We start from the raw sequence: 19,241 nt of genomic DNA, 5'->3' as shown, positions 1-19,241 counted from the left end.
GTAGTTCACCTCAGGTGGCGCTCATCGATGATGAACAAACACAGAGTGACCGCGAGAAACCCCGCGGGCAACCAGATCGCGTGCACGCCCCACGCTCGACTGGCGATCGCGCCGATCAGCGCTCCAGAGGCGAACGCGAGCGTCAGCGAGCCGTAGACGCCGAACGCGCGGCGCGACGCGGGCCGCCTCTCCACAAATCCGTCGTAGCCGGCTTCAACGAGCCGCATCAGGTTTCCGGTGGTGGCGACCGGGAGGTACACGAGGTCGCCGATGTTGCGGAACAGCCCGATCTGCATCGCGGCGAGAAATGAGATCGGCACAGTGACATAGGTGTGCGGCACCGACGCTGGGACGAATCCGATGACCGCCAGGGCGAGCGCCTGGACGGCCATCGTCCAGCGCAGCGGGCGGCGCAAGAAGCGCTCGACGCGGCCGGACTTGATGTGCGACGCGAGCGCGACCCCGGCGATGAATGCCAGCAGCGGCCACAGGTGCGCCAAGGCCAACACGAACTTCCGCTCGGAGGTGTCGATGGCGCCGAAGATCACGTTCGCCGTCTGCACGTTGGCGAACACGCCGCCGCGGGCCAGATAGGTGTGCGCGTCGAGGAAGCCGTTGGCCAGTGTGAGCAACAGGGCAAACCACAGGCTTCTTGTTCGTTCGGTGTCCTCGGCCACCCGGACAAACTAGCGCGGCGCCTAGCCGGCGCCCAGCACGGTGAGCATGCCTGCGGCCGAACGTGGCCAGGTGAACTGCTCGGCGCGCTTGCGTGCGCTGTTGCGGCGCAGGTGTTCTGGCCGACTGATGATCGATGTGACCGCACGGGCAATTGCACCGGGGTCGTTGTCGGCGGTGGCTCCGCTGTCCGCCGTCAGGATCTCGGCCAGGGCCGAGGTCCGCGAGACCACGGCTGGGGTACCGGACGCGAGCGCCTCGAGGGCTGCCAGTCCGAACGTTTCGTGCGGCCCGGGCGCGAGTGCGACGTCGGCCGTCGCGAGGATGGTCGCGACGGTGTCGCGGCAGCCGATGTAGCCGGTGAAGTCGACTGGCAGGCGGGCAGCTTGTCGCTCGAGCCGGGCTCGCAGGGGACCCTCCCCGACGACGAGCAGCTTCGCGTCGACGCCTGAATCTCGTAGCGCGGCAACGGTGTCGATGCTTCGATGGGCATGCTTTTCCACCGATAGCCGGCCGCAGTGCACCAGCAGCGTCTGTTCAGGGTGGGCCCAATGCTGCCGCATCGTCACTGAGCGGCGGCGGGGATGGAATTGGTCGAGGTCGACGCCGAGCGGAACCGTGACGACGTTCGGGGCCTGGATGCGATCGAACTCTTCGCGGGCAAACGCCGTCGTGCAGACCACCGCGTCGTAGCTGGCCGCCGTGCGCCGATTGGCAGCGTCGGCGATCGAGCGCGCTGCCCGGCCCGGAAGTATCTGTCCGACAAGCCGATCGAGGCGCTCGTGCGAGATCATGACCGCGGCGACATCGTGCCTGCGACCCCAGCCGCCGAGTGACCTCAGCGTCAGGCGATCCGACACCTCGATCGCGTCGGGCGCCAATTGTTCCAACAGCGATGTGACGGGCCGGGGAAGAACCGCCCGATAGCCGCCGGTAAACGGAATCAACCTGGCGGGCAGGCAGATACGTACAACTCCCGAAGGCAGTTCGCGCCACTCGGAATGCCGTCCCGGTACGACGAGAAAGACTTCATGCCCGGCGGCGCAGTACTCCGCGCCCAGACGATCGACCGCTGTGCGCAGGCCCCCCGAGCGCGGGCCGTAAAAGTTAGCGACCTGAACAACCCGCATGAGGTGAATCAGAACCGGCACGCGTGTGCGGTCAACAACGGCGGGTTAGCCGCTAGGAAAACGTCCCGTGAACGTGCGTCCCGTATACCGCGAGCGTGCGCAAAATTGGCTCAGACACCCGCGTGTCGCCCGCAGACACGCACGCTCGCGGGATCAGCCGACGTATTTGGTGAGCCAGTCCTGCACGCGGCGCCACGCGTCGTCGGCTGCCACGGCGTTGTACCGGTCGCCGGTGTCGTTGAAGAACGCGTGGTTGGCGTTGGGCTCGGTGACCAGTTCGTGGACGAGCCCGGCCTTCTCGAGGGCTGCCTTGGCGACGGGTTCGGTCGCATTGACACGCTGATCTTGTTCTCCGTAAAAGGCAAGCACCGCAACGTCTTTGGAACCGGAAAAGTCGGGGTTCTCCGGCGCCGGTCCATAGAACGGGATCGCGCCGGCCAACTGTGGCGCACCCGAGGCGAGCAATTGCCACACGAGCCCGCCGCCCATGCAGAATCCGACGACCGCGATCTTCTTGTCCGGCACTCGGCGCTGCAACTCGTCGATACCCGATTTGAGGTTGGCGATGAACTCGGCGGGCGGAATCTTGCCCAACGCCGCAGTCGCCTCCGCGGGGTCGGTGAACTTCGCCGTGCCGCCCTGGCCCGACAGCAGATCGATTGCCAGGCCCGAGTAGCCGACCCCGGCGAAGCGGCCCGCCACCGAACGCACCCAGTCGTTGAGGCCCTTGTTCTCGTGGATGACCAGAACGCCCCCCTTGGCGTTCGGTGCCTCCGCCCAGGCCGCCTGCAGCTCGCCCTGCGGCCCTGGCCAGGTGATCGGTGTGGCCGTAAGGGCGTGCTCCGTTCCCGGCGGCGCGGCGCTGGAGGTCGCGGGCCCGCTCGAGGTCACCGGCGCGTTCGCGGTGGGCTTCTCGGTCTGGTTTTCCCGGCTGCACGCGGCGATCAGGGCCGTCGCCGCCGCGGTGCCCATCCCGAGGAGCGCAAGGCGGCGCAGAGCTTCGCGTCGGGATAGCAAGCCGTCGATATGGTCGGTCGCGATTTCTTCGGCGATATAGCGCTGTAACGGTGTCACCTTGGCGAGTATGCGCCCGAAATCTGAATCAGCGTTGGCGATTGTCCGCGCGCGCAATACTCATGCCATGGCATGGACACCCGACCGTGATGCGCTGCGCGGTTGCGTCGCCGTTGTTGCAGGCGCCACCCGCGGCGCGGGGCGTGGCATCGCCGCGGCGTTGGGTGAGGCCGGCGCGACGGTGGTCTGCACCGGCCGCAGCAGCGTCACGGGCAATGGACAATCCGACTACGACCGCCCGGAAACCATCGAGCAGACAGCCGATCTGGTCACCCAGCTCGGCGGCAAAGGCATTCCGATTCAGGTCGACCACCTCGACATCGGGCAGGTGCGTTGCCTTGGCGAGCGAATCCGCAGCGAGCACGGTGCGATCGACATCCTCGTCAACGACATCTGGGGTGCCGAGGTTCTCAAGGGTGGTCCGCCGTCGTGGAATCGGCCCATCTGGGAGCACGACCTCGAAGACGGCCTGCGGATACTTCGGCTCGGCATCGACACCCACCTGATCACCTCGCATTGCCTGCTGCCCCTGCTGGTCACGCGCCCCGGCGGTCTGCTCGTCGAAGTAACCGACGGGACAAAGGAATACAACGACGACACGTACCGAATCTCGGTGTTCTACGACTTGGCCAAGGTGGCCGTGAACCGGCTCGCCTACAGCCACGGCCACGAACTCGAGGCGTTCGGCGCCACCGCGGTCGCCGTGACGCCGGGCTGGCTGCGCTCGGAGATGATGCTCGACAACTGGGGCGTCACTGAAGACAACTGGCGCACAGCGCTCAACCCGGGACGCTCCGACGGCCCGACTGCTCCCCCGGGATTCGCCGAGTCGGAGACACCGCGATATGTCGGCCGGGGCATCGCCGCGATCGCCGCCGACCAGGACCGGTCGCGGTGGAATCAGCGATCCGTCACCTCTGCCGAACTCGCCCGCGAGTACGGCTTCACCGACGTCGACGGACACCAACCGGATGGCTGGGCAGGCGCATAACCGCAGTTCAGTTGGCCTAGTAGACATTTTTTGAAATCTGTTCACGGATTTCGTTGACACCCGCCAAGCCCGCACTGTTCTATGACCTGGTGACGTATGACACGATCATTCGCAACGGCCGCTGGTTCGACGGCACCGGCGCCCCGTCCGCGGTACGCAACATCGGCATCCGCGACGGCCACGTCGTGGAGATCACGCCTGACGAGCTCGACGACAAGGGTTGCCCGCAGGTCGTCGACGCGACCGGTAAGTGGGTGATGCCGGGCATGCTCGACATCCACACGCACTACGACATCGAAGTGCTCGACGGGCCTGCGCTGTCGGAGTCACTTCGGCACGGTGTGACCACCGTGATGCTCGGGTCGTGCTCGCTGTCGACCATCCATGTCGACGGTGTGGACGCCGGCGACATCTTCGGTCGGGTCGAGGCCATTCCCCGCGAACATGTGATCGCCGCGGTGGACCAGCACAAGACGTGGACGAACGCCGAGGAGTACATCCAGGCATTGGAGGCCCGGCCGCTCGGACCGAACCTGGCCGCCTTCATCGGGCACTCCGACATGCGCGCAGCCACCATGGGTCTCGATCGGGCCACACGTAAGGACGTGCAGCCGACGAAGCGCGAGCAGGCGCAGATGGAGCGCATGCTCTCGGAGGCGTTGCGAGCCGGCTTCGTCGGAATGTCGTCGCAGCAATTGCTTTTCGACAAGCTCGACGGTGAGGTCTGCCGCTCACGCACACTGCCGTCGACCTATGCCAAGCCGCGGGAGCTGCGCCGGCTGAAGTCACTGCTGCGGCGTGCTGGCCGAATCCTTCAGTCCGGCCCCGACATTCAGAATCCGCTCAACCTGGGCTCGCAGCTCGTCCAGTCGCTGGGCATTTTCCGTAATCCGCTGAAGACGAGTCTGTTGTCGGCGGCCGACGTGAAGACGAACCCGTATGCCATCTGGGGCATGGGGCCCGCCGCGCGGTTGATCAACCGGCTTGGCGGCAATTTCCGGTGGCAACACCTGCCGGTACCGTTCGAGGTCTACGCCGACGGCATCGATCTGGTGGTCTTCGAGGAATTCGGCGCGGGCGCGGCGGCGCTGCATCTGCGCGACGAGGTGGAACGCGACGACTTGATGCGCGACGAGTCCTATCGGCGCCGGTTCCGCAAACAGTACGAAAGCAAGTTCGGGGTTCGGGTGTGGCACCGCGACTTCTTCGACGCCGAGATCGTCGACTGCCCTGATGCTTCGCTGGTCGGCAAGTCGTTCGGCGAGGTCGGCCAGGAGCGCGGCGGCCTGCATCCCGTCGACGCGTTCTTGGATTTGGTTCTCGAGCACGGCCGCGCATTGCGTTGGCGCACGACAATTTCCAATCACCGGCCCGAAGTGCTCAAGAAGCTCGCCCGTGAACCGGGGATACAGATGGGCTTCTCCGACGCCGGCGCACACCTTCGCAATATGGCGTTCTACAACATGGGGCTGCGGCTGTTGCGCCATGTGCAAGATGCCGAGCAGGCCGGTAAGCCGTTCATGACCGTCGAGCAGGCCGTGCACCGGCTGACGGGCGAACTGGCCGACTGGTATCGCATCGACGCCGGCCTCCTCCGCGTCGGCGACCGCGCCGACGTCATCGTCCTCGACCCCGAGCGCCTGGACGCCACGCTGGACGAATATGCCGAAGAGACCGTCGACCACTACGGCGGTCTGTCGCGCATGGTGAACCGCAACGACGACACCGTGAAAGCGGTTTTCGTCGGTGGCCGTGCGGTCTTCCTCGACGGCAGGCCCACCGATCTCGTCGGCAAGCAGCGCACCGGACGGTTTCTGCGCGCCGCGCACAAGACGCCGGCCTTGGCGGCTTCGGAAGGCGAGTTGGCCAATGTCGGTTGAGGATACGGTCCTGAGCATGTGGAAGGCGTTGTCCGCCCGAGACTGGGAAGCACTGAAGACCTACTTGTCCGATGATTGCATCTATCTGGACATGCCGGTCGGTCCAACCGCTGCGGCCAAGGGGCCCGAAGACATCGTCAAGCGCCTCAAGATCGGCCTCGAGCCACTCGCGTCGTACGAGAATTTCACCGGCTTGATGCTCGACAACGGTTCGGACGTCATGTACGAGCATCACGAGGAATGGCGCTGGCCCACCGGCGAATCCGCGGTCTTGAAGTTCGTCAGCGTGCATCGTGTGGAGAACGACAAGATCACGCTGTGGAAGGACTACTGGGACATGGGTGCGCTCGCCAACAACGCGCCGCCGAGCTGGATGGATGACTTCGCGAACGCCGACATGTCCTGGGTGTTCGACGCGACCGGCCTCGTATAACTCGTATAAGGAGCAACGATGTACGACCTGAAGATCACCGGCGGGACGGTCGTGGACGGAACGGGTGCCGACCGATTCCGCGCCGATATCGGCGTCAAGGACGGTCGGATTGTCGAGGTGCGCAGGCGAACCGGCGACGACGCCGGCCTGGATGGCGACGCGGTGGAGACCCTTGACGCGACGGGTCGCATTGTGGCGCCGGGCTTCGTCGACATTCACACCCACTACGACGGACAGGTCAGCTGGGACGAACTGTTGGAGCCGTCGAGCCTGCATGGTGTGACCACCGTGGTCGGCGGGAATTGCGGGGTGGGGTTCGCTCCGGTTTCTCCCGGCCGCGAACAGTGGCTCATCGAGCTGATGGAAGGCGTCGAGGACATTCCCGGTAGCGCCCTCGCCGAGGGCATCACCTGGGGCTGGGAAACCTTCCCCGAATACCTCGACGCCGTCGAGAAGCGCCCGCTCGCCGTCGATTTCGGCACCCAGATCCCGCATGGCGCGGTGCGTGGCTACGCAATGGGCGACCGCGGTGCCCGCAACGAGGAAGCCACCGGCGAGGACATTGCCGCGATGGCCCGAATCGTGCAGGAGGCCATCGAGGCTGGGGCGCTCGGCTTCTCCACCTCACGTACCGAGGGGCACCGTGCCATCGACGGTGAGACAGTCCCCGGAACCTACGCGGCGGAACGCGAGTTATTTGGCCTGGGCCGAGCGATGGCCGCTGGCGGTCGCGCCGTTTTCGAAGTGGCACCGCAGGGCGTCGCCGGAGAAAGTCCGGCCGAGGCATCGATCCGCGAACTCGAGTGGATGACCAAACTCGCCGCGGAGATCGAACGGCCCGTGTCGTTCGCCATGATCCAGACGCCCGGGGCCCCTGACCTGTGGAAAGAGCTGCTGGAGCGTGCGGGCAAGGCGCTCGAAAACGGGATCGAGGTCTACGCGCAGATCGCGGCCCGACCGTTCGGCATGTTGTTCGGCTTCCCCGGATATCACGCATTCACCCACCGCCCCACATACCGCAAGCTGAAGGCCGAACTGCATCGGGAGGAGTTGGCGCGACGCCTGGCAGACCCGGGAGTGCGCGCGACGATCTTGTCCGAGTCGGATCTGCCGCCGGACCCGGCGGTGCTGTTCGACGCCATGTACGGACTGATCCAGCACAGCACCGACAAAATCTACGCGATCGGCGATCCGCCCGACTACGAACCGACCAGCGAGCGCACCGTCGCCGCCATCGCCGAGCGCCGCGGCGAGGACCCGCTGGCCACCATGTACGACCTGATGCTCGAATCCGACGCCTCAGCGCTGTTGATGCTGCCGTTCTACAACTACGCAGAGGGCAACCACGATGCCATCCGTGAGATGTTGACGCACCCCGCTGCCGTGTCGGGGCTGTCCGACGGCGGCGCCCACTGCGAGCTGATCTGCGATGCCTCCTACCCGACGTTCCTGCTGACCCACTGGGCCCGCGACCGTCATCGTGGCCCGAAGCTCTCGCTGGAGTATGTCGTGCGCAAGCAGACCCTGGACACCGCAACGCTTTTCGGTCTCTCCGATCGCGGGGTCATTCAGGTCGGCAAGAAGGCCGACTTCAACGTAATCGACATGGACTCCCTCACCCTCGAGTTGCCGAAGATGGTCTACGACTTACCCGCCGGCGGCCGCAGGCTGATCCAGGGCGCCAGGGGCTACGACGCCACCGTGGTCAGCGGAGCAGTGACCCGCCGCCACGGGGTCGACACCGGCGCCAGGCCGGGCCGGCTGCTGCGCGGGGCGCGCTAGTCAGCCCAGCCGGTAGACGCGGCGCGCGTTCTCGTGGGCGATGAGGTCGACCACTCGAATCGCATCGCGTTCGCTCCATTCACCGGCGTCGACGAAATTCTGGAGTGTCTCCCGGATCCCGTTGCGCCACAACCTCGCTCCAAGGTAGTGCAGTTCGGGCGGGCCAAACCCGTCAGACGAATACAGGATCTTGCGGAACGGCGCCATCTCCAGCAGTCTGCCGATGAAGGCCGCCGAGCGAGCACCGAGAAAGTGAATGGCCAGGCCGCCGTCGAGGTAGACGTTGTTGAACGCCTGCGCGAGGTAGCCGGCCTCGCGCTCGTATGGATAGCAGTGCAACAGCATGATCGGCGTCTCGCCGGTGCGCCGCAGAAAGTCCAGCAGCAGAAGCGGATTCGTCGTGTGTAAATCGCAATCGCGGTCCCCGAATCCGACATGAAGCTGCAGCGGCTTACCCAGCCGCAGCGCCTGATACAGCCCGAACCGCAGCAGCACCCGGTCGGTCAATCGCGTGCCGCCGTTGTCGCGCCACCCGCTCGCCGCGTCGGCGACCTCCGCGGGCATCGGCTCAGAGAGATCACCGGCGAAACCGCCGCGGTACGCCAGAATCGATTTCGTCGCCACGGCCGACTTCGTCCGCTCGTGCAGGATCGCCTCGAAGGCCGTCGCGTAATCTCCCGGTGCGCGCGCCGCCTCCTCTGCCACCGACTCCAGGCGGACGATCTCGTGAACCCGGCCGACCGACAGACCGGCCAACGCGTCGAGATCGGCTACCCCACTGGCGAATCCCGTGTCGACCAGCCAGTCCGACACGTGAGCCGAGGACAGAAACAGCTTGGCGAGTTCCGCCACCGCGAGTTCACCGCGCAGGACCCAGTAGGCATCCGCGTCGGCGTGACGTGGCTGCCCGAGCAGCGGCGCACAGTGAGCCCGCACCGCGAACCCGAGTTGCGTGTCGAAAGCCGAGTCGAAATCTGCGAGCGGCTCGACATTGGCCTCGTTCAGACCGTTTTCGAACCGCCCCCGGTCAACGGGCTGCACCCAGCAGCCGTGCACGTGGTGGTCGATCAGCTGCGCGGCCTCGATGTGCTCGCCCAACGCGGACAAGCTCATACGCTCCAAGCCAGGCGGAACTTGTCGGCCAGTTCATCGGGACTCAGGCCGCCGTAGGTCTCCTGCTCGTAGCGGCGCACAGCGACCACCGCGTCGACCGCCTCGTCGCCAAGGATTCCTCGCAGCAGCGAAGAGTGGTCCAGCGCATCGATGACGGCGGTCTGCTTTGACGGCAACAGCATGATCCCTGCGTCGTCGCGCTGCTTGTCTGTCAGCGTGGCGGGGTCGACCGTCGTCTCCCGCGGCAGCGGTAGCTTTCGCTCGATGCCGTCCAGGGCCAGTCCGAGAATCGCCGCAGTAGCGAAGTACGGATTGGCGGACGGGTCGACGACCTTCACCTCGACGTTGCCGCCATGCGGGTTGCTCGGACCGCCGATCAGGAATCGCACTGCGGCTTCCCGGTTCTCGGTCCCCCAGCACACATAGGCGCCCGACCACAAACCTGGTTGTATGCGCAGGCCGGACAGTATCGAACCGCTCATCACACCCTGCGCATCCGGCAGCCCCGCCAAAAGCCCCGCCACCGCTGACTCACCCTCAGGTGTCATCCCGCCGGCACCGGTCCCGTCGGCGAACAAGGGCGCCTTGCCACGCGTCAGCGAGAAGTGTTGATGCGCACCGGAACCGACGCTTCCTGCGAAGGGTACCGGCGACATGCTCACCCGCAGACCGTGCCGGCGGGCCGCCCTGCTGACGATGATCCGGATCAGCACCAACTGATCGGCCGCAGCGACCGGCGGTTGCGGCGACAGTGATATCTCGAACTGATTCTGGCCGTACTCCGGGTGGAATTGTTCGATCGCGACGCCCGAACTGCTTGCCGCGTTGATGACATCGCGCACGAACCCTTCGAACTCCAGCACACCGGCCAGGCCGTACTGGGCCCACAGGTGCGACGGCAACCGGGAACCGTCCGGCCCGACGAGGATGAACTCCATCTCGTGACCGACCATGGCGGCCATGCCGGCATCCGACAGCCGCCCCTCCATCCTGCGAAGCACGCCGCGACTGCAGTACGGGTCCGGAGAGCCGTCTTGGCCGAAGAAGGCCCCGGGCGCCCAGGCTAATCCGTCGCCAAGTATGCGCAGCGCGCCCAGGTCGATGCGGATCCGCTGATCCCCCACCGGCCCGATTGCGCCACCCGTCACGATGCCCGTCTGGTCGATCGTGAAGCCATGCCAGACCGGGCTGGCGCCGAGGCCCGGATCGGCGAACGCGCCCATCCTGCGCAGCGGCACGGTCTTGGCGTGCATGAGTCCCGCCGGGTTGACGACGGTGCCGATCAGCGTGGCGACGCCGTCGGCCTCGAGTTGGGCGATGGCCGCTGCGGCGAGGGGTTTGGCTGCCCGCGATGTCACAGCAGCCATTGTCCAACGCTAGAGCGTGATCTTGCAGGTTTGGCCGATGTCGAGCGTGCGCAACACGCGGCCCATGCCGACCCACAGCGCACACGACAACGCAAGGTCGGTCATCAGTTCCTCGGTGAAGTGCTCACTGGCGCGTTCCCAGAAGTCGTCGTCGGCACGCAACGCCGTGTGGTCGGTGGCGAACCGGTAGGCGAACTCCATCGCGATGCGCTCGGCTTCGCTGTAGCCCGGCCACGTCCGCCATTCTGGTGCGTGGTCGTAGAACTCCTCGTCGATGCCCGCCGCGGCGCCTTCAGAGTCGCGAGTGTTCTGGCACACCGCGCATTCGTTGGCGTAGGCAATCACGATCCGGGCGGCCTCGCGGACCCGCAACGGTAGCCGGCCTTTCGTGTAGACGGCGTGGCTGAAGTTCGCGAGAGCGGCGCCGAGCTCGGGCGATTTGACGGCGAACGCGGTGACGTCGTCGTCGGCAAAAGCTCCAATTCGGCTCATGGCCGCATCGTACGCCGCAGCCGACAAAAGTGGAACACGTTCTAAAAATGAGCCCAAATCAGCTGGCTGCGGCCAGTTGTGCCCGTTCTTCGTCCCAGTCGCGCTGCACCAGTACACGATGGGCGATCCGCTCCAGCGCCGCCTCCACCTGGACGCGGTCCGGCCGTCCTTCGAAGGTGGGCGACGAGGCCAGCTTGTCGACGATCCGGTTGACCAACGCCGACGAGACGGCATCGACCTCTCGCGCACCCGTCTGGGTGAGCCACAGCTGATCGCCGGTGCGCAGCGCATAGCCGGTCTCGACCAGCCGGTCGAAAGTCGGCTCGAGTACTTCGCACGGCACCCGCAGCCGATCGGCGATCTCGGTGAGCCGCGCGGTGCCGAATACCTGCTTGTTGCGGTAAATCTGGATCAACGCCCAAAGGCGCGCAACATCGAGGTTGCAGCCGGGCCTCTCGCAGATGCTGCGCAGGCGGATCTCCGGCGAGTGCCGCATCATCCGACCGATCGCGATTTCGAGCACCTTCTGCGGCGAATCGCCGCTCGGCATTCCGAACCCCTCGCCGAGATCGACGGCATTGACGGCGTCCATCTCACGCAGCGGAACCTCCTTGAGCGTCAACGCAACGAGGAACCCGACGAACGCCACCGGCGCCGCACACAGAAACACGAGGCCAAGAGAGTCGGCGTAGGCGTTGACGATCGGCGCGGCGACCTCATGCGGTAACCGGTGTAACACCTGCGGCGACTGCGCGGCCGCCGGCGGCGCGCCGCTGGCAGCTAGCGCCGGGCCGATCCTGTCCGCAAGGAAGTTGGTGAACAGCGACCCGAAAATCGCTGCGCCGAACGAGCTTCCGATGGTCCGGAAGAACGTGACGCCTGACGTCGCGACGCCGAGGTCTTCGAAGCTCGACGTGTTCTGCACGATCAGGATCAGAACCTGCATGCACATGCCGATTCCGGTGCCAAGGATAAATAGGTACAGCGACTGCATCAGCATCGGTGTCGACGCGTCCATCCGCGAGAGCAGCACGAAGCCCAGGACCATCACCGCAGTGCCGACGACCGGGAAGATCTTGTACCTTCCGGTGCGGCTTACAAGGACGCCGCTGCCCATCGACGTCAACAGCAGCCCGGCCACCATCGGCAGCGTCCGCAGACCCGACACAGTCGCCGACACACCGTCGACGAACTGCATGAAAGTGGGCAGGAATGTCAACGCACCCAGCATCGCGAAGCCGACGACGAACGACAGCACGCAGCACACCGTGAACACCGGGCTGCGGAACAGACGGATGGGCAGAATGGGTTCTGCCGCACGGCTTTCCACCCACACGAAGGCGGCCAGAGCCACTGCGGAGCCGATGAAAAGGCCGAGGATCACCGGCGAGGTCCAGGCGTATTCGCCGCCGCCCCAGCTGGTGGCCAGCGTGAGACCCGACGCGCCGAGCCCGACGAGCACGATGCCGGCGTAGTCGATGGCGGGGCGACCGGCCTTGCCGAGCGCCGGGATAGCGGCGGCCGCCACTAGCAGCACCACCACCGCGACAGGCACGTTGATCCAGAAGGCCCAGCGCCAGCTCAGATGGTCGGTGAAGAATCCGCCGAGCAGCGGGCCGACCACGGTCGTGACGCCGAAGACGGCGCCGAGTGCGCCCTGATAGCGGCCGCGGTCGCGCAGCGGGATGACCTCGCCGATCAATGCGGTGGCCGTCACCATGATCGCGCCGCCGCCGATGCCCTGCAGCGCCCGCGAAGCCACCAACATCGTCATCGACCCTGCCAGTCCGCACAGCACCGAGCCGACAAGGAAGAACAGCACAGCGACGCCGAACACCACCTTGCGGCCGAACAGGTCGCCGAGCTTGCCCACGATTGCGGTCACGATGGTGGACGCCAGCAGATAGCTTGTGACGACCCAGGATTGGTGACCTGCGCCACCGAGGTCGGCGACCACTGTCGGTAGCGCGGTCGCGACGATCGTCTGGTCGAGCGCCGCCAAGAGCATGCCGAGCAGCACCGCAACGAAAACGAAGTTGCGGCGCTGTGGGCTGATCAGCGCACTGCTGGATTCGGGATCCGCGGCAGTGGCCGTTACTGCCGGAGTTGTCATAACTGCCTTCCGTCGGCGAGCAACTCTATAGCCATATCGTTAGACAGGCTAGAAAAGTTACCGCCGACGTAAGGGTTGCCGATCCCGCGCGGGCGGAAACGGTGTGCCGCGAACTACACCGCTAAAGCGACGTCGGTGGACGCGCCACGCACTGCGCAAGGTAGAGCTGCTCGCCGAGCTTGTCCATCAGCTGCAGCTGAGTCTCCAGGTAGTCGATGTGCTCCTCTTCGTCGGCGAGGATCTTCTCGAACAGGTTCGCGGTGGTGGCGTCTTCCTTTTCGCGGCACAGGACGATTCCCGGCTTCAGCCGCGCCATCACCTCGTATTCGATCGCGAGATCAGCCTCGAACTGTTCGCGCAGCGTCTGACCGACCCGCAGTGAGAAAAGGCGTTGGTAATTCGGCAACCCGTCCAAAATGAGGATGCGGTCGGTGATCGATTCCGCATGCTGCATTTCTTCGAAGGATTCCTTGCGGGTATGTTCGGCGATCTCGGTGAAACCCCAATTCGCCTGCATCTTGGAATGCAGGAAATACTGGTTGATAGCGGTCAGCTCGCTCGTCAACTGCTCGTTGAGCAATTTCAGAACGTCCGGATCACCTTGCATGGTCGCTCCTAAGCACCCTCGAGGGCTGGTCAAGTGTCGCTGTCTGCCGTGCGGCTCCAATCTAGTGCAGCAGACCCACACGAGCGCCTCTTTGCGGTTGAGGCAGGCGTGTTTTCGCCCGTTGCGCCAACGAACGGCGAATCAGGCGTGCGCAGATCAACCGCCTGGCCTGGACTGCCTGCACTAAGTAAGGTTAGACTGCGCTAACAGCGGCGACCGGCACGAACAGACAGGGAAAGTGAATGGGTGAGTACGATCTGCACTCGCTCATTCTCGCCTGCGATTTTCGTGTCGACGATGTCGACCGGATGTGGAAATGGCTCAAAAAGCATCGCGACGGTCTGGCATCAATCGGCGCTCATCACGTCGTGCTGTACACCTCGATTTGGGAGCCTCGGCGTGTATTGGTGACGATCGGTATTCGCCAGGCCGGCCCAATTCGCAATGTATTGCGTTCGCCTGCGATATTCGAATGGTTCAATATTTCCGGCGCCGACGATATTCCTCCTGTATTCGGCGGGGAGGTGGTCGAGAAAATCGACCTCTATGCGCCGTCGCCCGACGACCATGTCGGCCGCGTCATCGTCGGCGTGATGTCGTCCGTCGACGACGTGCCGTCCCTGATGGACAAGGTGCACGACGGCCTGGAGCGATTCAAGCGCGGCGGCGTCCGAAAGATCTGGGTGTACCAGGCCCTCGACGACGGACGTGAAGTGATGATCCTGCAGGAAGTCGCCGACGAAATCACCGCGCGGCAGTGGATCGACCACCCTGACGCCGCCGCCGAGTGGATGTCCACCGCGGGGTTCGGTGCTTACCCCACGCAATTCGTCGGCACGTTCGCCCACCTCATGACCATCGACGAACGGGGCTGAAGATGTTCGTCTGCCTGTGCACAGGAGCCACCAGCCACGTCGTGAACGAGGTCGTGGCCAACGGCGCCAAAACGTCGAAGCAGATCGCCGAGGCGTGTGGCGCCGGCGCCGACTGCGGCAGGTGCCGGCGAACCCTGCGGGCGATGATCGAGGCGCACTTCCAGGTCAACGGCTGCGCTTCGAAAACAGTCAGCCGCTAGTCGATCAGCTGTCGGATCCTTTCAACGCAGAACCCGATCAGGTCCATATCGCCGGTGAGTAAACCCTCGGTGCGTAGCCGGGTCTCCAGCCGCGAAATCGGGATGCCCAACTCGACCGCCGCGAGCACTTCGTTGTAGCGGAGATTGCGTACCGGGCGGCCCGACATGTGCTCGTAGCGTTCGATCGTTTCCTCTCGGGTCGGCGTCCCGGGCAGCCGCTGCACGCCTTCGTATTCCGAACACGCCCAGTCCAAGAACAGCAACCAGGCCAGGTCGGCTTCGTGGTCGCCGATGTAGGCCAGCTCCCAGTCGAGCACCGCGACGACCTCGAACTGCGGGCCGTAAAGGATGTTGGAGAGCCGGCTGTCACCCCAGCACAGTACGAGGTGTTCGGGTTCATAAATGTTGTCTCGCAACCACTTCGTGGCAGCGAGGAGCTCTTGGCGCGGGTTACCCTCCGATGCCCACTCGAGCAGTTCTGAGCAGAAGTTGACGACCTGCTCGAGCGGGCGGCCGCCAAGCCCGGGCATGAGCAGGCTGTCCAGCCGCAGCGTGGTCCAGTCCAGCGCGTGGATGTCCGCGATGGCCTGAACACAGCCCCACCACATGGTGGCCCGCTCGTCGGGTGTGGCGTCGAAGTAGAGGCCGTCGGTGTGATACGACGGCCAGTCGCCCGGGCTGCCTATGGTCGGCAGCTGTTCCATCACGAAATACGGCGTGCCGAGCTGGCGGTCATCGCGGTCGAGCCAGTTCACGGTCGGCACGGTGATCGGCGTGTTCTGGAGGCGGTTCATGACAAGGACCTGGCGCAGCAGGTCGTAGGTCGGATACAGGCTGACCGCAGGTGGTCGACGAAAGACCAGCTGCTGCAGCATAATTGGGCCGTCGAGTCCGTCGGTTTGCAGGTCGAACAGAAACGTCTCCGTGGACAACCCGCGATCGGCCGCTCGCCAATTGGCGACGCGGGCATCGTTCGCGCCGGGGATTCTCTCTCGCGCGATCGGCTCGAGCAACGCAGCGATCTCGTCCGGCGCTGGGCGACGGGCTGGCGTGGCCGACGCGGACGACGAATCCATGTCAGTTAGGCGTGCGTTTTTCGCTGAATGCGGCGAGGGCCTCGGCGTTGGCCGCCGCCCCCATCAGTACGGCGAAGTGTTCGATCTCGCGGGCACTCGCCGCCGCGATCTCGGCGCGGGTCGGTTCGACGATCGTCTGCTTCACCGCCATCAGGCTCGGAATCGGCCGCGACGCAAGGATTTCAGCGTGGCGACGGGCTTCGGCCAACAGTTCGTCCGGCTCGCACACCTTCCACGCCAGCCCCATGCGGTGCGCCTCTTCGGCATCGACCCACTCCGAGGACATCAGTAGCCAGGCCGCGTTCTGCCGGCCCATCAACCGCGGCAACAGGTATGACGACGCCGCCTCGGGGGCTACGCCCAGGCTGGTGAACGGAGTCTTCAGCCGGGCGGCCGTCGACATGAACACCAGATCCGCGTAGCCGAGAATCGTTGCGCCGATGCCCACTCCGACGCCATTGACCGCACAGATCAGCGGCTTGGGCAGTTCGGCCAGCGCGTCGATCATCGTCGTGAAGTGGCTTCCCCGCTGATTGAACGACGGATCGGTGATGCGGGCCTGCATCTCGTTGAGGTCGTTTCCCGCACTGAACGCCCGTCCCGCACCGGTCAGCAACACGACCGCCACATCGGGGTCGGCGGCCGCATCGCGCAGCGCGACCGCCGTCGCGTGGTACAGCTCCTCGTTGAACGCGTTGAGCACGTCGAGCCGATTGAGTGTCAGCGTGCGTACCCGGGCGTCGTCGCTGATCTGAAGGGTCACGGCAGAAGCGTAAGCATTAGCCGTTGCTGTACACCCGGCTGGGTGCCACCAGCACCACGGTGCGACGTTGCTCAGCCATCACGCGGTCGTACTCGTCCCAGTCGTCGTGGGTGCCGCCCGCGGCGGTGAACACCTCGCGCAGCAGCAGCCGAAGCTGCTCGGCGTCGGCGAGCCACGGTTGCGGATCATCGGGCCCGGCCAGTTCGGCCTGCCCCTCGACCGTCGCCCACTGCCAACCCTTGCGGAACGTCGCGGCGAGCTGCGGACGAACCCGCAGATTCGCCAGTTTGACCCTGCCGTAGGTGACGAACCCCAGAACCGGCTGCCCGGTCGACGGATGCGGCAGCGCGCCGGCGTTGACCAGCGAGGCCTGAATTGTGCCGTCGGCGCGCAGGGTCGACACCACCGCGAGCCCGCTCTCACCGGCAGCCAGCGCCACCGCGTCGTCGAGCGTGGTCATCGGATTACTCCCGTGAAGGGCGTCCGGAATACATAGCGACTCGTCGGCACGGTGTCGATGTCGCGGTTGGCGCCGAATGCGGCGGTGCTGGCCACCATGCGCTCCATCCGGTCGCGCAGGTCGTCGTCATCGGCGGCGCCGAAGAAGGCGTGCAGATCGGATGTCGCCTCGATCGGGAAGAGTTCCTCGACGATCGCGGCGATGGTGGGCGCGCCGGGCGTCAGCGCCCGCACCACCACGTTCTGCGTGTACCCGAACGTCGACTGCGTTTCGATGGCCACCGGCGTGTGGTCGATATGCCACCGTGTCAGCCACGTCGCTTCATCGAGGTCGTCCGGCCGGCGCAGCAACGCGATATTCGCCAGCCCCTCGGTGCGCTGCCCAGGGATCGTGTCCGGAGGCGGCAGCGGCACGGATTCGGTGACCAGGTAGGCCGCGACGCAATCGGATTCCTTTTCCAGCCGGCGTATCGCCGCGCGAACCTGATCGCCATAGGACTGCTGGGTCCACAGCGTGACGAAGCCGATCACCGGCGGGTCGAGCGTCGTCAGGGTCATCAGTGAGTCACGCACCGCCTCGTCGCGCACATTGACCGCAAGCCCGGCTACACCTGTGTCGAGAATTTCGGCGGCAACCTCGTCGCGCAGTCGACCGCACCACGTTTCGTCCGCATCTGCGCCCCGCAGGGTGATGATGACTTTTTCCACGGTTGTGAATCTAGGCTTCGAGCCTTTCGCGGATGGTGTTAAGCCGTTGTTTGAGTTCGGCTTCGTCGATGACGCCGCGAGACAGGAGGGAATGTGCGAGGGCGACGAGCTGGTTCTCCGGATAGGGCAGGCTCGCGTAGACCGTTGCCGACAGTGCGTCTTCCTCGTCACGCCGTTCTTTGAAGTCGGGGACGTTCTCGGTGCATGCGGCGTGGTCGAGGGCGTCGCAGAGGCCGTCGAGGCTGGTCTTCCACGGCGGCACTGGATTCTCGACGCCGTACTTGGCGGCCATGACCGGCCAGACTTGGTTGCGCTCCACGATTTCTTCGAGGGCCCCGATCCGCTCGCTCATCCGGCGGTCCCAGGGTGGATAGCCGCACGGGTATCGGTAATCACGTTGGTGGTGACACCGGGCTTCGGCAGTGCGACACCGATCAGACAGTCTCGCGTGATGATTTCGACCAGCTGCGCTTCGCTCCAGTCTTCTGTTCCCTCCGGGCGCATGGGCATCACCATGAACCGGTGCTTCTGGTTGGAATCCTGTACGTGGATCGAGATTTCGTCGGGCAGGTAGAGCCCGAACTCGGCGAGCACCTGGCGCGGCCAGCGGACCAAGCGCCTGCGGTAATTGGGCGTGCGATACCACTCGGGCGAGTTACCGAGGATCGGCCGCGGGTAGCACGAGCACAACGCGCAGACGATCACGTTGTGCACTGTTGGAGTGTCCTCCAGGATCTGGAACGCGGTGAAGTCGCTTGGCGTGCCAAACCCGGTGGGCTCCATCCAGTCGACACCGACCTCTTTGCTTGCCGTCATCGGTTCGGCGAGAGCGAGCCGCTTGAATTCCGGGTCCAGCCATGCCTTCGCCACCAGACGTGCTGCCGGCGTGGGGCCGATCTGTTCGGCGAACTCGGTGAAGAGGCGATGCTCCTCCGCCGTGAATATGCCCTTCTCGATACACAATTCACGCAGTGCGATCTCTAGCACTTCGAAGTCGGTGATTTCGTCGACCATCGGCTTGACGGTGCGGTCGTGGTCGTGGTCGTGATCGGCCATGCAGAATCCTTTCCGGGCAGACTATTTGGCGGCTTCCAGCCAGTGTTCGGGGATTTCGGTTTGGACGACGTCGTCGGCGGTTCCGGTGTAGCCGTACCAAAGATCAGACATGTTGAACCGAACGACGTAGAACCATTCCGGTGTCGCGGGACGGTCCCAGGTCTCGTCCTCGGCGGCTGGGCTTTCGTATGCCACCGCCGCGATTTCACCCGTCGCTCCGCGCACGTACTCCGGTGTGCGGGTGTAGAAGATCACCGGAAGCTCGCGCACCACGACCGCGTCGCCGACCTTGAACTTGGGCTGTCCGGCCTGACCGGCGTACACCTGTGGATCGCCCTTGCCGACTGCGCGCTTGTGGTGCTCGTTGCGTTTGACTTGTGACCCGTCACCCTCGGACTTCGGCTTAGCCTCGAGCTTCTTTCCGGTGAGCCCCCCGTCGTAGCGCGC

21 protein-coding genes are annotated in these 19,241 nt (G+C 65.2%); 6 read left to right on the top strand and 15 right to left on the bottom strand.

What is annotated here, in order from left to right:
• Positions 1-5: 5 nt before the first annotated feature.
• From VJV41_RS19200 to VJV41_RS19190, 3 genes are all read right to left on the bottom strand, one after another.
• Complete coding sequence (locus VJV41_RS19200; protein WP_325336548.1) at positions 6-677, bottom strand: YoaK family protein; 672 nt, start codon at positions 675-677, stop codon at positions 6-8.
• A gap of 21 nt (positions 678-698) precedes the next feature.
• Positions 699-1,805 (bottom strand): glycosyltransferase, encoded by a 1,107-nt coding sequence (locus tag VJV41_RS19195; protein WP_325336546.1) that lies wholly within the window; start codon positions 1,803-1,805, stop codon positions 699-701.
• Positions 1,806-1,958: 153 nt separating this feature from the next.
• Positions 1,959-2,879, bottom strand: coding sequence for a dienelactone hydrolase family protein (locus tag VJV41_RS19190; protein ID WP_325336545.1), 921 nt, complete (start codon positions 2,877-2,879; stop codon positions 1,959-1,961).
• 67 nt (positions 2,880-2,946) lie between these two features.
• On the opposite strand from VJV41_RS19190, the gene VJV41_RS19185 reads away from it, so the two are divergent.
• The 4 genes from VJV41_RS19185 to VJV41_RS19170 all read left to right on the top strand — a co-directional run bounded on the left by VJV41_RS19185 (position 2,947) and on the right by VJV41_RS19170 (position 7,965).
• On the top strand, positions 2,947-3,870 hold the full coding sequence (locus VJV41_RS19185; protein WP_325336543.1) for an SDR family oxidoreductase: 924 nt from the start codon (positions 2,947-2,949) through the stop codon (positions 3,868-3,870).
• Between the two features lie 89 nt (positions 3,871-3,959).
• Complete coding sequence (locus tag VJV41_RS19180; RefSeq protein WP_325336635.1) at positions 3,960-5,750, top strand: N-acyl-D-amino-acid deacylase family protein; 1,791 nt, start codon at positions 3,960-3,962, stop codon at positions 5,748-5,750.
• Positions 5,740-6,183, top strand: coding sequence for a nuclear transport factor 2 family protein (locus VJV41_RS19175; protein WP_325336541.1), 444 nt, complete (start codon positions 5,740-5,742; stop codon positions 6,181-6,183). The genes VJV41_RS19180 and VJV41_RS19175 overlap by 11 nt, the downstream gene beginning before the upstream one ends.
• Positions 6,184-6,201: 18 nt before the next feature.
• Positions 6,202-7,965: an N-acyl-D-amino-acid deacylase family protein gene (locus VJV41_RS19170; protein ID WP_325336539.1), complete on the top strand. Its 1,764-nt coding sequence runs from the start codon at positions 6,202-6,204 to the stop codon at positions 7,963-7,965.
• Here the strand turns inward: VJV41_RS19170 and VJV41_RS19165 are convergent, their stop codons facing one another.
• From VJV41_RS19165 to bfr, 5 genes are all read right to left on the bottom strand, one after another.
• Positions 7,966-9,078 (bottom strand): amidohydrolase family protein, encoded by a 1,113-nt coding sequence (locus VJV41_RS19165; RefSeq protein WP_325336537.1) that lies wholly within the window; start codon positions 9,076-9,078, stop codon positions 7,966-7,968.
• Positions 9,075-10,445: a glutamine synthetase family protein gene (locus VJV41_RS19160; RefSeq protein WP_325336535.1), complete on the bottom strand. Its 1,371-nt coding sequence runs from the start codon at positions 10,443-10,445 to the stop codon at positions 9,075-9,077. The genes VJV41_RS19165 and VJV41_RS19160 overlap by 4 nt, the downstream gene beginning before the upstream one ends.
• 9 nt (positions 10,446-10,454) lie before the next feature.
• Positions 10,455-10,937, bottom strand: coding sequence for a carboxymuconolactone decarboxylase family protein (locus tag VJV41_RS19155; protein WP_325336533.1), 483 nt, complete (start codon positions 10,935-10,937; stop codon positions 10,455-10,457).
• A gap of 58 nt (positions 10,938-10,995) precedes the next feature.
• Positions 10,996-13,050: an MDR family MFS transporter gene (locus VJV41_RS19150; RefSeq protein WP_325336531.1), complete on the bottom strand. Its 2,055-nt coding sequence runs from the start codon at positions 13,048-13,050 to the stop codon at positions 10,996-10,998.
• Between the two features lie 121 nt (positions 13,051-13,171).
• The gene (gene bfr, locus VJV41_RS19145) at positions 13,172-13,657 is read right to left on the bottom strand and encodes a bacterioferritin (RefSeq protein ID WP_325336529.1); all 486 of its coding nucleotides are present in this window, start codon (positions 13,655-13,657) and stop codon (positions 13,172-13,174) included.
• A 242-nt stretch (positions 13,658-13,899) separates the two neighbouring features.
• Between bfr and VJV41_RS19140 the strand changes: the two genes are divergently transcribed.
• Together VJV41_RS19140 and VJV41_RS19135 are read left to right on the top strand one after the other, a co-directional pair.
• Complete coding sequence (locus tag VJV41_RS19140; protein WP_325336527.1) at positions 13,900-14,532, top strand: fatty-acid--CoA ligase; 633 nt, start codon at positions 13,900-13,902, stop codon at positions 14,530-14,532.
• Between the two features lie 2 nt (positions 14,533-14,534).
• Positions 14,535-14,732 carry a (2Fe-2S)-binding protein gene (locus VJV41_RS19135; RefSeq protein ID WP_325336525.1) on the top strand — a complete coding sequence of 66 codons (198 nt, stop codon included), beginning with the start codon at positions 14,535-14,537 and terminating at the stop codon, positions 14,730-14,732.
• Here the strand turns inward: VJV41_RS19135 and VJV41_RS19130 are convergent.
• From VJV41_RS19130 to VJV41_RS19100, 7 genes are all read right to left on the bottom strand, one after another.
• Positions 14,729-15,808, bottom strand: a complete 1,080-nt coding sequence (locus VJV41_RS19130; protein WP_325336523.1) for a phosphotransferase family protein — start codon at positions 15,806-15,808, stop codon at positions 14,729-14,731. The genes VJV41_RS19135 and VJV41_RS19130 overlap by 4 nt on opposite strands.
• Position 15,809: 1 nt before the next feature.
• Positions 15,810-16,571 carry an enoyl-CoA hydratase/isomerase family protein gene (locus VJV41_RS19125; RefSeq protein WP_325336521.1) on the bottom strand — a complete coding sequence of 254 codons (762 nt, stop codon included), beginning with the start codon at positions 16,569-16,571 and terminating at the stop codon, positions 15,810-15,812.
• A 16-nt stretch (positions 16,572-16,587) separates the two neighbouring features.
• On the bottom strand, positions 16,588-17,031 hold the full coding sequence (locus tag VJV41_RS19120; protein WP_325336519.1) for a TIGR03618 family F420-dependent PPOX class oxidoreductase: 444 nt from the start codon (positions 17,029-17,031) through the stop codon (positions 16,588-16,590).
• Positions 17,028-17,738 carry a hypothetical protein gene (locus VJV41_RS19115; protein WP_325336517.1) on the bottom strand — a complete coding sequence of 237 codons (711 nt, stop codon included), beginning with the start codon at positions 17,736-17,738 and terminating at the stop codon, positions 17,028-17,030. Before VJV41_RS19115 ends, VJV41_RS19120 begins: the two co-directional genes overlap by 4 nt.
• 10 nt (positions 17,739-17,748) lie before the next feature.
• Positions 17,749-18,090, bottom strand: a complete 342-nt coding sequence (locus VJV41_RS19110; protein ID WP_325336515.1) for a thiocyanate hydrolase — start codon at positions 18,088-18,090, stop codon at positions 17,749-17,751.
• The gene (gene scnC, locus VJV41_RS19105; RefSeq protein ID WP_325336513.1) at positions 18,087-18,794 is read right to left on the bottom strand and encodes a thiocyanate hydrolase subunit gamma; all 708 of its coding nucleotides are present in this window, start codon (positions 18,792-18,794) and stop codon (positions 18,087-18,089) included. Before scnC ends, VJV41_RS19110 begins: the two co-directional genes overlap by 4 nt.
• A 21-nt stretch (positions 18,795-18,815) precedes the next feature.
• Positions 18,816-19,241 (bottom strand): SH3-like domain-containing protein (locus VJV41_RS19100; RefSeq protein ID WP_325336511.1); only part of this gene is annotated, 426 nt, incomplete at its 5' end.

The sequence above is a fragment of the Mycobacterium sp. genome, assembly GCF_035274705.1.
Taxonomy (GTDB): Bacteria; Actinomycetota; Actinomycetes; order Mycobacteriales; family Mycobacteriaceae; genus Mycobacterium.
This window is presented reverse-complemented; position numbering and strand designations above follow the sequence as displayed.